Source organism: Mycobacteroides chelonae CCUG 47445 (assembly GCF_001632805.1).
Lineage (GTDB): Bacteria > Actinomycetota > Actinomycetes > Mycobacteriales > Mycobacteriaceae > Mycobacterium > Mycobacterium chelonae.
Window position 1 is genome coordinate 4,954,066 of sequence record NZ_CP007220.1, and the last position, 13,578, is coordinate 4,967,643.

Sequence of the window (13,578 nt, forward strand, 5' to 3'; positions counted from 1 at the left end):
CCAAAGAAAGTGGCATCGGTCGTAGCAGCAGGAAATATACTGCCGTCCAACAAGATGGGCCTACCGATCAATGATGCTCGGAACGGCGCCGCCTCGGCCTACGGTGCTCCAAGTGCCGGTTAGCCGAGGGAGGGTAGCAGCAATGGCTGCAGTCGGTAACTGGGTGGTTCGGTGCCGTGTAGATGGCGCACAAAGTAGTCCCAGGTGCGACGTAGCGAGTAGTGCAGCCAACCGTACAGTGAGTGCTCGGCGCCAGGAATCATGATCAGGTCGAAGTCTTTGTCCGCCTTGATGAGTCCATCGGCCAGCCGCATCGTCATGTACGGGTGTGCGTTGTCGTCGAGTTCACCGTGAATGAGCAGCAGCTTGCCTTTCAGGTTGGCGGCCAGCGTGGTGTTCGAGATCGCCGCTTTGCCTTCGGCGCTCAGATCGCCGTGGTAGTGCTCGGCCCACATCGCCAGGTTGAGGGCGTTGTCATGATTACCCGAAACCGCGACGGCCACCGAGTAGAAGTCAGGGTATCGCAGCACGGCACGCGCCGCGGCGAATGCGCCCGCGGACTGTCCCGTAATCCCGACCCGGGCGGTGTCCAGCCACGAATACCGCTGTCCGAGTTCGCGGATTGCGGCGATATGGTCGTCTAGGGCGCCGGCATTGCCGAGATCCCTATAGGAGTGGTCATGAAATGCCTTGCTACGTCCCGCGCTTCCACGACCGTCGACGGCCACCACCGCGAACCCGAGCGCGGCGAATGCCTCCGGTTCGCCATAGTGCGGCGGGTTGAACATCGGTCCGGCGCGGTAGAGCTGCGGCCCCGGATAGATGTGTTCGATGATCGGGTACGTGCGCTCCGGGTCCAGATCGTGCGGTCGCCAGAGCAGACCGTAGATGGGGGTCTTTCCGTCCGCGGCGGTCGCGCGGAATCGCTCCGGGGGTTGCCAGCCCAAAATCTTGAGGTCTTCGGTGTCGGGTGTCTCCAACTCCACTACCACCTGACCGTCGCTGTCGAGTACCACTGAGCGTGGCGGCTGGCTCGGGCTTGAGGCCCGGTCCACCAGGTAGCCGCCCTGCGGCGGGCTCACCGCGTCATGATCTAGATCGTCATCTGTGAGTCGGGTGAACCCGTTGCCGTCCAGTCCGATTCGGCAGAGTTGCCGCAGGTACGGGTCGGCCTCGACCAGGCCGTTGGCCGTGAAGTACACCTGTCGAGCCTTCTCATCGACCCATAACAGGCTGCTCACCAGCCACGGCCCGGTGGTTATCTGGGTGACCCGGTCTCCGTCAGCCGAATAGAGGTACAAGTGGCCCCAGCCGTCGCGTTGCGACCACCATAGGATCTCGCCGGTGTCCAGCACGTGCACCATGTGCGGGTCGCCAAGCAGCACGGTCGGGTCGACCCGGGTCTGGCCCGTTTCGGTGATCAGCGTGCTGACCGCGCCGGTCGACGGGTCGAGGCGACGCAATGCCAGGGTGCGCGCATCGCGTGACTGGTGCAGGAAGTACACGTCGTCACCGCTCCACCAGGCGTAGACGAGTGCGACATTGTGCATGATCGGTATCGCTTCGGTCTGCTGCCGTACGATCGTGCGTTGCTCGACGTCGAGCACGTTCCAGGTCATCGTTGCCACGGTGTCCTCGCCGGGCATCGAGTAGCGGGTGCGGTGTTCCACGGGCCGGCCGCCGTCGGCAGGGCTGGATTCGACGAGCACTAGTTCGGGCACCTCACGTTGATCGATGCGCGCAACCAGGATTCGGGTGGAATCGGGCGACCAGTGCAGGATCATCGGCGCCGGAATACCCAGTGCACGGGTCAGTGCGCGTGCACCGGTGGTGTCTGGCAGGCCGCCGTAATCGAAGTAGGGTTCAGCGTCATCAGTGAGGGCCTGTTCGGTGCCATCAGCCCGGCTGCGGACCCAGATATTGCCCTCGCGGCGGAACGCATCCCACCGCTCATCGGGAGACGGGATCGCGCCCGGAATAGTTGCGGCGGTGTCAGATTCGGTGCAGGCGCCTTCCGCCCATTTCCAATTACGGTCGAACGCGCTGAACAGCACCGTGTCATCCGCGCGGACATCTACGGCCACAATCGGTAGATCGGCACCGGTCACCGCCTGCCCGGCCGCCGCCGACAGTGCGGCGGCCAACGCGTCGTGGTCGAAGGCGGCCCGACGCGTCTTCACATCGGGATCGACCGCGACGTAGCGGGTTCCGATCCGGTACCAGAATCGGGCACCGTAAGCGAACCACTGCGGTGTCAGCACAGTGCCCGGCACGCGCCGGGATCGGTGTGGGAAAAGCATCTGCTCGGCACGCGCGTAATCGGAATCGCTCAACAATGTCGTCACACCAGGCATCCAACACGCGGACGTAACGGCACAGTCAACAGCGACTTGACCATGCCGCAGCGGCACAGCGTTTGGTGAAGCAATGCCGTTCATCGCTGCCACCTAACTGGATTCGCATTCCCTGAGCTTCCTCGGCAACGATGTTTTGGCAGTAGCGCTGCCATTGATACCGGTCCGCGCCCGAAAGCACTGGATGCCACAGGGTTTTCGTGACCTAATCAGAGGGTTCGTCGGGGTCAGTGGCGCATGTGCGGTTGTAACCCAGGGTCCTTTGCGAGGTGATGCGCGTAAGGCCCAGCGTTAGGAACGCAGAGCGCGGTTTCCTCATCGTGGTCCCGACGAGAACTGCGATATTCACTTAGGTGGGTGGTCAGCATCTATTGGTTTAGCCAGGTGATGATGCCGGTGTCGAGTGAGTAGTAGGCGCCGATGATTCGTAGATCTTTGTTTTGGGTTCTCGATGCCAACGGCGGGTCCGCGCGTAACGCGTTGACTGTTAAGTGGATTTGGGCGCGAATGGTTGTTTCGATGAGGTCATCGAGGGATTTTGATGGGGTCTGTTTTGCTTGCAGGTAGGCGGGTTTGAGTGCCTCGGCCACTTCGGCGAGGTGTGCGGGTGCGGGAGTGTGTTGCTCCAGGGATTTCACGGCCGCGGTCACTGCGCCGCAGCGTTGGTGGCCCAGAACCACCATCAGCGGGGTGTGGTCCATGACGGCGCCGTATTCGATGCTGCCCTCGATGAGTGCGTCGTAATCCTGTGCGCCGGTGCGTACGACGAATAGATCGCCGAGGCCTTGGTCGAAGACGATTTCCGGTGGGACCCGGGAGTCGATGCAGCTGAACACGATTGCTAGGGGATCCTGATCGCTGGCCAGGTCGGCACGCCGCTGCGGGGATTGATGGGGATGGGACATCTGTCCGCTGGCAAAACGGGCGTTGCCCGCTTTGAGAACTTCGAGCGGATCGCTGTGCTCGGCCACGGAGGAGGTGACGACCGGCGTTGGCGCGCCCTGCTCACACGCGGCGGTGGCCATGACCGTGAGTCCTGTCAGCAGCAGTGCTCTCCGATTCATCGGCGTGCTCATGGCCTTAGATGGGGTCGCTGCTTGAGTAGCTGTCGGTTGTTTGCGGTCGCTCGCCGTAGCGTTGCGCGTACGCCTGGTGTTTGCGTGCGTTCTTTTCGCGGTTGACGTTGTCGGCGAGTTTGGGATCTAGCCCGTGTGTGGCCAGGCGGTGGCGACGCCAGATCTTGTTGAGAGCGTGGGTCATCAGAATCGCCCACACATAGATCGGCAGTGTGATCGCGGTATGCAGCAGCAGCCCGCCCGGTAGCAGCCAGAACGGGGCCAAGATGAAGTGCGGCGGGATCACGTAACGGATCATGTGCCGCCGGACGGCTCCTGGGCCTGCCAGATCGTTGGCGACCCAATCGCTCATGCTGTCGGGCAGGCGCTTGCCGTAGCAATAGGTGACGTATTGCCATCGGGTAGGGCGGTCGGTGGCCATCGACAACTCCTGGGTGTTACTTCCGGTGCGTGTGCTCGGGCGAGCCACCCCGGTCCGAGTATTGGAGGGTGGCTCTCACCGGATGCGGGCATCAGGCAGTTCTGATGAGTACAGGTAGCCCCGGTGAGAGCCAAACCGAACTATAGATGGGCGCTTGTCCAGCGTTATTGCCGGGTTGCTAATCTTTGCATGTTGTCGTTCAGTGAGGTGGTCTTGGTGGTGGATGCACGTCAGCCGCTGTACCGGATGAAGGCGGATTTCTTCAAGACGCTGGGGCATCCGGTGCGGATCAGGGTGTTGGAGTTGCTCAGTGAGCGCGATCAGGCGGTCTCGGAGATGCTCCCCGAAGTCGGGATCGAAGCAGCGAATCTGTCCCAGCAGTTGGCAGTGCTGCGCCGTGCTGGCTTGGTGACCGCGCGGCGCGAAGGCTTGTCGGTGCTGTACACGTTGACTTCTCCGCAGGTGGCCGAGCTGTTGGCCACCGCGCGGCGGATTTTGACTGGGGTGAATGCCGATCAAGCCGAATGGCTTGATGGTGCCGCCCCGGTCTCTGTGGGGCCTGCGCGGGTGACGCGGGCCCGGCGCTAGCCGGAGGTAGGGCCGTTACCTCCGGCTAGCGCCCTCTAGTTGCTTGTTTTCTTAATTAGCGTGCTTTGTTGATAGTTAGATTCTGAAGAGCTGGTGAGGAGCGGTTGTGGTGAATTCGGTGGACGCGGTGGGTACGACAGTCCAGGGTCTGGCGCCTGCGCCGACCACCCATGCGGGGGTGTTGTTGTGGGTGTCGGAGATGGCTGAGTTGTTGGGCCCAGACAAGGTGCTGTGGTGTGACGGGTCGCGCGCCGAGTGGGATCGCCTGACCAAGCAACTGGTGGCCAAGGGCACGTTTGTGCCGTTGCGGGGTAAGCCGAATTCTTTTTGGGCTGCGTCGGATCCGGCGGATGTGGCGCGGGTTGAGGACCGCACATTCATCTGCTCGGACAATGCGGCCGATGCCGGTCCGACCAACAACTGGATGGATCCGGTGGATATGACCACGATTATGACCGAGGAGTACCGGGGTGCGATGGCGGGGCGCACGATGTATGTGATCGCGTTCTGCATGGGCCCGCTGGGCTCTGATGACCCGAAGTTCGGTGTGCAGGTGACCGATTCGGAGTACGTGGCGGTCTCGATGCAGATCATGACCCGCTCTGGCGCGCAGGTGTGGGATCGCCTGGGGCTGCGCGGCCGGTTCGTCAAATGTGTGCACTCGGTGGGTGCTCCACTCGCGCCGGGGCAAGCTGATGTGCCGTGGCCTTGTGATGAGACCAAATACATTTCCCATTTCCCGGCCACCCGCACCATCTGGAGTTACGGCTCCGGGTATGGCGGTAATGCGTTGTTGGGTAAGAAGTGTTTCGCGTTGCGGATCGCCTCGGTGATGGCGCGCGATGAGGGCTGGCTGGCCGAACACATGCTGATCCTCAAACTCACCTCGCCCGAAGGTGTCGTGAAGTATGTGGCCGCGGCGTTCCCATCCTCATGCGGTAAAACCAATATGGCGATGCTGCAACCCACATTGGCGGGATGGACGGCCGAAACGATCGGCGATGACATCGCCTGGATGCGGATCGGGGCTGACGGACGCCTGTACGCGGTCAATCCCGAAGCCGGATTCTTCGGGGTCGCGCCCGGCACCGGGCGCGCCACCAACCCGCACGCGATGGACACCATCGAGTTGGGCAACTCAATCTTCACCAACACCGCACTGACCAACGACGGAGATGTCTGGTGGGAAGGTGCCACCGACACCCCGCCCGAACACTTAACTGACTGGCGCGGTCAGCACTGGACGCCTGCATCCACCGAGCCTGCCGCGCACCCGAATTCGCGGTATTGCACCCCGATCGCACAGTGTCCGACCGTTGCCCCCGAGTGGGATGACCCCACCGGGGTGCCGATCTCGGCGATCTTCTTCGGCGGCCGGCGCGCCAGCACCGTCCCGCTGATCACCGAATCCCGCAACTGGCGCCACGGGGTGTTCCTAGCCTCCACACTGTCCTCGGAAACCACCGCAGCCGCAGCCGGCGAAGTCGGCGTGCTGCGCCGCGACCCCATGGCGATGCGCCCCTTCCTCGGGTACCACGTCGGCGACTACTTCCAGCACTGGCTCAATATCGGCAACCGCAGCGACCCAGACCTGCTGCCGAAGATCTTCTACGTCAACTGGTTCCGCCGCAGCGCCGACGGCAAGTTCCTGTGGCCCGGATTCGGAGACAACGCCCGCGTCCTCAAATGGGCGCTCGAGCGCCTCGACGCTGCCGCTGACGCGGTCGCAACCCCAATCGGCTACCTACCCACCAGTGATGCACTCGATCGCACCGGCCTGGACATCAGCGACCAGGACCTCGAAGCCGCACTGGCGGTCAACATCGACGAATGGATCACCGAGACCGAATCCATCGACTACTGGTATGCCAGCATCGGCGGCAACCGGCTACCCGATGACCTGCGGATCGAGCTGGGTGCCCTGCGGACGAGACTGGCCCAAGCCCGACAGGGATGCGCCGGCTCGGTCACCGAATCACCGTGACCACCAACCTAAATAAGGGCCTCGCGCCGCGGCGGGGCCCGATCGATCACAGGATCCGGTGATGGGTGCCGCCGGTATCGGCGCGGTGGCTCGGCTGCTGCCACAGCGCAACGATTATGCGGGTCTGCGCGGTTCGTGGCGCCGCGACATCCTGGCCGGGATCACCGTCGGGGTCGTGGCGCTGCCGCTGGCCTTGGCATTCGGCATCAGCTCGGGTGCCGGGGCCGCCGCCGGCCTGATCACCGCGGTGATCGCCGGGATGGTCGCCGCAGTATTCGGTGGCTCGCACGTGCAGGTGTCCGGACCCACCGGAGCCATGGCCGTGGTGTTGGCGCCGATCGTGGCGCACTATGGCTCCAGCAGTTTGGCATTGGTCACCGTACTGGCCGGAGTCATCGTGGTCGCCGCCGGCGCTACCGGTGTGGGGCGTGCAGTCACCTTCATTCCATGGCCAGTCATCGAGGGCTTCACCCTGGGAATCGCGGCCATCATCTTCCTACAGCAGGTCCCCGCCGCCCTCGGCCAACCGGCGCCCCAGGGCCATCCACCGCTTGCCGCCGCGATAGACGTTCTCGCACATGCCCGCTGGAGCGTCGCCGCGCCGCCGTTGTTGGTGGTCGCAGTGGTGGCGGTGTTGATGGTCGGGCTGCCGCGGCTGCACCGCGCGATTCCCGAATCCTTGACTGCGATAGTGGCCGCGACTGTGCTGGTGACCGCCACAGGGTTATCGGTGGCGGTCACCGGCGAGCTGCCCTCGCATCTGTCCGCGCCGCTGCTGCCGCACGCTGATCTGGCGGCCCTGCAGGCCCTTTTGGGTGCTGCGGTAGCGATCGCCGCCTTGGCCGCGATCGAGTCGCTGCTGTCGGCGCGGGTCGCGGCCACCATGTCACCCACCGGCCCCTACGACCCGAACCGCGAACTGGTCGGGCAGGGCCTGGCCTCGATCGCCTCCGGGGTGTTCGGCGGGATGCCGGCCACCGGTGCGATCGCCCGCACCGCCGTCAACGTCCGCTCCGGTGCCCGCACCCGCGTTGCAGCGATCACGCACTCGGTGCTGCTGCTCGCGGTGGTGTACCTGGTCAGCGGGCCAGTGGCCGAAATACCTTTGGCTGCGCTCTCGGCGGTTCTGATGGTCACCTCCTTTCGGATGATCTCAGCGCGTACCGCGGTCACGATCCTGCGCTCAACCCGCTCAGATGCCCTCACCTTTGTTCTCACCGCCGTCGTCACGATCTGTTTCGATCTGATCGAGGCCGTGGAAATCGGCATCGTAGTGGCAGCCTTCTTCGCCCTGCGCGTCGTGGCCAGAAGGAGCAGCGTCACCCGCGAAGAACTACCCGGCCCACCTCTACCTGGCGACGAGAACATCGCACTGCTACGCTTGGACGGATCCATGTTCTTTGGTGCAGCCGAACGCATCTCGAACACCATCACCGATGCCGATCACCCCAACGTCAAGGTCGTGATCATCCGCATGTCCCAGCTCGGCATGCTCGATGCCACCGGCGCACACACCCTGGCACAGATCGCCGAAGAACTCGAATACCGCGGCATCACCGTCATCATCAAAGGTGTACAGCCCGAACATCTTAAGCTTCTCACCAACGTCGGCGTCATCGAATCCCTACGCCACGAAAACCACCTCGTCGACACCCTCGAAGACGCCATCACGCACGCCCGCACCCACGCCGGCGGCACCCACCCCACAAACACCTGACAGGAAAGCCTCACATGCATTCGTGGATATCCATCGCCGTACTTATTGCGCTCATGAGCGCAACCGTATTCACAGTCTGGAAATTGCAGCGCTAAACACGCAAACCTCGTATAAGACTGCCCGACAACGCCTTGAAGGCGGAAGGGCCGTACCGGTGAGCTACGCCCATGACTCGGCGCACGCCAAGATCCTCATGGAGGGCCTTGGGGTGGGGCATGTCTACTCGCAGTGCACTGGCACATCCAAGAAACCAACAGGCAGACCTACCTACCGAGGATCCGGGCGACCACACTGGACAAATCCGCTCACTTACCCGTAACGGCCTGTTCAAGCTAGGCGTTATAGCACCGCACACACCGATTCGTACCTGCCGACGGTCCCGGCACTGCGTAGTCCAATCGCCGAATCCCATTCAAGCGAATACAGTCCTGCCGGACTGCCGTCAGCAAGAAACACCCAAGTGCTACGGCACCTTCCGTATAACCGGAGACCGTTCCCCCATCGGTATTCTCACCGGGTGGATCCGCACCGAAGGCACTCGACCCGGTAGCCATCAGCACTGCACGTGATATGACTGTCCGGCCCTGAAATGACGATGAAAACCACCCTCGCTACGGGCACCGTCGACGAAGGGCCGGCGACGGTGCAGATCAAGCCCAGCGACTACGCATTCGAAACCCCCGGCTGCCAGCCCTGGCAGAAAGTCGGATAGCAACACGCTGCAGACCGTCGTCCGTGCTTGGAAAGTACGGCAGGGCAACTACTTTCCGCTCCATTGGCTCGACTTAGAGACGCAGGGGGTGGAGCATTAGTTGGTCAAGTTCGGTGCCGAGGTCTGAGATGTCGATGTCGTTTTCGAAGAGCACCGCTACCTGACCGACTGCTAGATGCGGTGAGGTACAGAAAGCGGTGTCGCCCCCGTTGGTGGTCAGCCACAACATGTCGGTGGAGGCGATGACCTCGGGGCGGTCCCAGTCCGGGATACCAGTGGGCCAGCCCGCCCAGGCCGCGAAAGTGGACATGTACGAGGGTTGGGCCAGGCCAAACGATTCCCCATCGAGGATGGTGAACCCGGGATGCACATCACGAAGGAACCCGCGCGCCGGCGTCGGCAAAGTCTGCCACAACGGCGGCGTCGGCCCGGTGAAGGTTCGTGGGTCCCAGCCAACCCAAACCACCACCTCACCGTCGGCGGCCTCAACGAAGTAGAGCAGCGCCGGGCCTTCATCACGCCAATAACACACCCGCACATCACGCAGGCGGCTGTGCAGTGCGGCAGCGAACCCCGGAATCATCTCCAGAAAATCGGGATTCCACCGCGCCAATGCCAGCTGCACACGCTGCGCTGGATCGGCTGATGCCGCGATAGCTCCCAGAGGCCCCGCCATATCGACGACCGGTGAATCCAGCACCGCGACAGGGCCGTACCCGACGCCGAGGAGTTCGTCGAGCTTGGCCAAGTTTGACGCTGGTGACGGCGCCCCAAACTCCAGTTCGTCAAGTAACCGGTCATCACCCGCCGCGGCGGCGGCGATGATGTGGCGCAACTCGGAGCGCACCCTGTCCTCCATCTGCACCTGCTCAATCTGATACTCGCGACTGACCCCCCGCAGTGTTGCCGCGCTGCGGCCACGCTGCATCCAATACACAGGCCGAGACACCCACTGAAGATTCATCGGCGTGAACGCCACACGCCGGTTCTGCTCCATCATCAAATCTGCAAACCCGGGCATCATCACGATCTCGGCCAACGAAATGATCCGCGCAGCCACCACAGCCGCCTCAAACTTGCCTCGACCAATCGTCGCGGGAATCACGGGCTCATCACGCATCCAGACATTCTCCAATCTCGATGGCGTTTCCTGGTCTGCGCTCGCTCTCGCACAGTGCGATACCGAGAGAGCCGCTAGCGATCTTCGGCCGGGTCTTGCAAGCGCCTGAGTTCACTACGCAGCGTTTCTCCAACTGAATTCCGGGGACAACGGCGCCGCGGCTTGCGAGGACTTCCCGCACCGTCTTCAGCAGAGATAGCTCGGACTCGATGTCAGCTGCGGTGCGGTGGCCGATCTGTACGCACCCCTCGTACGCGCAGCATTTATCACACTCATGCACCGCGAACCTCTCCCAACCCCGAGCAACCCACAACGCAAACTGATCCGGATCCGGGTGAGCCTGCCCGTGCACACAAATACGGTCCAAAACACCGTTAGATCGCCACCGCAGCGGCCACTCACGCATGTGATGTTCACTAGGGCTATGAATCACACAACACATCCCAATGCAATCATCGCGCGGATGCCCGGCAGCAAACCCACTCACAGCGCCATGATGCATCCACCAGATAGGGCGCAGCAAGTGTGATCACACACGTAATCGAAACAAGCCACTACACGCGTCGTGCGCCAACGTCTTGTGGATATCGCGTTACGCGATTCGCGTCTGCAGCGGCCGACCACTCCGACGATCCGACATCGACTGCATCGCCGATGTCTATTAAGCCAAGGGGTCCGGCTTGGACGATCGCGTCCAGCGCCGCAGTGGTTCCAAATTCCGGACGGCCCCACCCCTTCCCCCATCATCGCCACCCACTGCCGGCGTAGTGGCCAAACTTGCCGTTCACACCAACGGACAAGGTGCTGAATCGAACCCTCATGGAATGCTCGCTGGATCGCCTAGTCGATGCCTACAACATGTAACTCGGAAAGTGAACGATGACTGCGTTTGATGAACTGATCGCCCGGTTGCACACGACTCCGATGTGTGGGGGCACTTCTCGAGGGGAGAACCAATGCCCTCCGTTGTATCGGCGGATGATGATCCAGCTGCTTGTGGGGACGTGCGGATGAGAGTCGTCGATGTGCCGTTGCCGGGCCCGTTGTCGTTGTGGGCACGAGTTGCGGCTATGAAAGCCGTCTATCTACTGTGGGATGAGGACCCGGCAGACCCATTCAGCGATGAGTCAGGCCCGGGTGTTCTCACTGGCGGCAGGATGATGTTCGATCCCCAGGACGGAGACTGGTTCGAACTCGTCCGATACGCCAACGATCGCGCGCTGATGCTCGGAGCCTCGCGGTTTGATGAATTCGTCATCAGCGATCTGCCGTACTGTCTGGACCTGCTGGCGCACGCGCCAGCGTGGGCACCGATCGCCGAGCTATCACCGAGGGTCCTCGCGCACGATGTGACAATCTTTCATTGGGAGGAGCGTGGACACCACCACCGCTCACCAACGGTGACGGATACGCAATGGAATGGGCTGTTCGAAGGATTCACCAGCGCCGAGAACTTCGTTAATGCGTTGTGGGAGTATGGCAACCAGTTAAACGCTGCAGATTGCGAGTCCACCCAAGCGCCGTGGAACGAAGCCGAATCTGACGAATCTGGGCCTGAACATGTTGATGAGCATTGGATAAACCTGGACTGGAACACGGTCGAGCCAGCCCCGCAGTACGGTGATGAGTACGAGCCCTTGGGGGAGTTGTTCGAGCAGGCCGAGGTCTACGAGGTCACGGTTGAGGTGCTTGAGCGTGTTGCCGCGATCAAAGGGCGCTCCGACACCACTGTGGCCGCGCGCTGGCTCGCGGCCTGCGGGGTGTTGTGTGGCTCTGTCACCCCGCACGAGCCCGAGCCAGAACCGTTTAGTGGCGTAAGAAAACGCAGAAGACTCACCGAAAAACAGCACGGCGCACAAGTTCTCGATTGGCTATTGGCTTCACCGGAGATACCGCGCACACCGGCACCGATATCGCCAACCCTCGACAAGGTCATCGATGCAGTGAAGGCCGCTTACCCTGGGCGAAACAACTTTATTTTCAAAGCGAGAATGACCGAAAGAAGCATGTCGCTGTCCGACGACTCAGCAGAGGATTTTCTGCCTGACTTATCCCCTGCCGACGCCAACGATTCCTGGCAGGACGGCCCGCCGCAGCACGTAATGGCACAGGCTGACATCTTCACAGTCCTACGCCAGTTATGGGAGCAAGAGCGCCACCCCGAACACGGTACTTGGATGTTCTTCAAGATGACGATGGCTGACGGTCATATAGACATCGAGCGCGTGTACGACCACTGGCCGCCATGGTTCTCTGTAGAAGAACTAACGGCAGTCAGCCAGCGACACGAACTCATCCGTGAATTCGCCTCGCGCACAACGCAATGGCGCCCCAGCTGGTACGACCAAGTCCAAGACGACTACGCACTAGAAACAACGAACACGACTGAGGCCTGACAAGAGGTCTGCGATGTCGCGAGCTAGACAGTCTCACCCGATCGGCGGACACGGCAAGGTCGACCTGCCCGAGCGCCGACCCGCGGCTTGGAAGGCATGTGTGCGGGTGCACGACGTCACGAGTGAGCGCAGCGAGGTCAGGCGCGTCAGCCCCGACAAGCTCCACTCGAAAGGACCCACTGTTGCTATTTGCCCCATCATGCTGTCGATGAAATGGGCACCCGGACAGCGCCTGCAGGAATCCAATCCTCGTTCTCGTCCGAGTGTCCGGCGAGTGCGCGCTGTAATAGTCGCCCGGATCAGCTTCCGTAGGCCTCGAAGACCGCACGGAGGCGCGCGAGCGCTTGTTCCTTCTCTCCAGTTTTTCCGTACCAGCCGTTCGCGATTTGGTCGTCGACAAAGGATTCTGGTGTGAATTCGCGCCCGAGTAAGAATTCAGTGGCTACGGTCAGCACGTTGTGTTTCGGCCTGTTCCTGGTCACAGTAGTCACCCACCAGTGGGTTCAGCACCGCCCAATCCAACTGTCCTGGATGCTGTTTGTGCTACTTCTTGCGCATGTTCTCTACGCGGCTATTTTCGGCGTACTGATCGGTTACTGGAAGGTCTGGCAATACTCTGCCTACAGCAGCGAGAAGATGCGCTGGCAACTCGACATCAAACCGTTTGCGTTCGAAATTGCTCACTTGCTGTTGGTGGCAATTGTTTTGGTGCTTGGGTGGCTCTACGGAGAGTGGGTCCAAGCTCTGTCGCTCACAGCCTTACTGACCCCTGCTCCCGTCACTGTCTGGGCGGTGCTAGTCCTAGCCAAGCGAAACCCTCACTGGGACTGGGCGCGAAACACCGCAGAGCCTCTGTGGGCTCTCGTCGGATTGTCACTCCGTAGCAGCCGTGAGCACCTGGAACGTGAGCGTGATCGCCTCCACAGCGAAGAGGCTGCATATGCTGGCGACGGCCTTAGGACCCGTGCATGCTCGTGCGCCCGCAACCAGGGGCTTGGATCCACACCGATGGCGTCCGATGATGCAGGGAAACGAGAGAATTCGTGAGGGCAAGGACGGGAGTTGGCGTGTACCCCGTCATAGATATAGGCCCTTCCTGCTGTCTGGCTCTTCGCCCAACAGCCGGGCTGAACCGATCGATCTATAGGGCTCGAGCTGGAAGCCGATATTTTCCTGTAGCACGAACGCTGCGACATCCAACGTTGAAATT

10 protein-coding genes are annotated in these 13,578 nt (G+C 62.0%); 6 read left to right on the plus strand and 4 right to left on the minus strand.

The window, feature by feature from the left end; all coding sequences use genetic code 11:
* Positions 1 to 119: 119 nt before the first annotated feature.
* The 3 genes from BB28_RS23965 to BB28_RS23975 form a co-directional block, all read right to left on the minus strand.
* Positions 120 to 2,345 carry a S9 family peptidase gene (locus BB28_RS23965; RefSeq protein WP_064393608.1) on the minus strand — a complete coding sequence of 742 codons (2,226 nt, stop codon included), beginning with the start codon at positions 2,343 to 2,345 and terminating at the stop codon, positions 120 to 122.
* Positions 2,346 to 2,722: 377 nt separating this feature from the next.
* Positions 2,723 to 3,418 carry a carbonic anhydrase gene (locus BB28_RS23970; protein ID WP_046255806.1) on the minus strand — a complete coding sequence of 232 codons (696 nt, stop codon included), beginning with the start codon at positions 3,416 to 3,418 and terminating at the stop codon, positions 2,723 to 2,725.
* Between the two features lie 16 nt (positions 3,419 to 3,434).
* Positions 3,435 to 3,851 carry a DUF5313 domain-containing protein gene (locus tag BB28_RS23975; protein ID WP_046253792.1) on the minus strand — a complete coding sequence of 139 codons (417 nt, stop codon included), beginning with the start codon at positions 3,849 to 3,851 and terminating at the stop codon, positions 3,435 to 3,437.
* A 219-nt stretch (positions 3,852 to 4,070) separates the two neighbouring features.
* Here BB28_RS23975 and BB28_RS23980 point away from each other — a divergent pair, with 219 nt between their 5' ends.
* The 4 genes from BB28_RS23980 (at position 4,071) to BB28_RS25670 (ending at position 8,852) form a co-directional block, all read left to right on the plus strand.
* On the plus strand, positions 4,071 to 4,439 hold the full coding sequence (locus BB28_RS23980; RefSeq protein WP_046255805.1) for an ArsR/SmtB family transcription factor: 369 nt from the start codon (positions 4,071 to 4,073) through the stop codon (positions 4,437 to 4,439).
* Between the two features lie 109 nt (positions 4,440 to 4,548).
* Positions 4,549 to 6,423, plus strand: coding sequence for a phosphoenolpyruvate carboxykinase (GTP) (locus BB28_RS23985; RefSeq protein ID WP_263854236.1), 1,875 nt, complete (start codon positions 4,549 to 4,551; stop codon positions 6,421 to 6,423).
* Between the two features lie 61 nt (positions 6,424 to 6,484).
* On the plus strand, positions 6,485 to 8,140 hold the full coding sequence (locus tag BB28_RS23990) for a SulP family inorganic anion transporter (protein ID WP_046253790.1): 1,656 nt from the start codon (positions 6,485 to 6,487) through the stop codon (positions 8,138 to 8,140).
* Between the two features lie 589 nt (positions 8,141 to 8,729).
* A complete protein-coding gene (locus BB28_RS25670; RefSeq protein WP_263854174.1) occupies positions 8,730 to 8,852 on the plus strand; it encodes a hypothetical protein in 123 nt (40 codons plus the stop codon).
* 73 nt (positions 8,853 to 8,925) lie between these two features.
* Here BB28_RS25670 and BB28_RS23995 read toward each other — a convergent pair whose 3' ends face one another.
* Positions 8,926 to 9,972, minus strand: a complete 1,047-nt coding sequence (locus tag BB28_RS23995) for a hypothetical protein (protein ID WP_046253789.1) — start codon at positions 9,970 to 9,972, stop codon at positions 8,926 to 8,928.
* A gap of 956 nt (positions 9,973 to 10,928) precedes the next feature.
* Here BB28_RS23995 and BB28_RS24005 point away from each other — a divergent pair.
* Positions 10,929 to 12,368: a hypothetical protein gene (locus BB28_RS24005; protein ID WP_126315450.1), complete on the plus strand. Its 1,440-nt coding sequence runs from the start codon at positions 10,929 to 10,931 to the stop codon at positions 12,366 to 12,368.
* A gap of 438 nt (positions 12,369 to 12,806) precedes the next feature.
* Positions 12,807 to 13,415, plus strand: a complete 609-nt coding sequence (locus BB28_RS24010) for a hypothetical protein (RefSeq protein ID WP_046253786.1) — start codon at positions 12,807 to 12,809, stop codon at positions 13,413 to 13,415.
* Positions 13,416 to 13,578 lie beyond the last annotated feature (163 nt).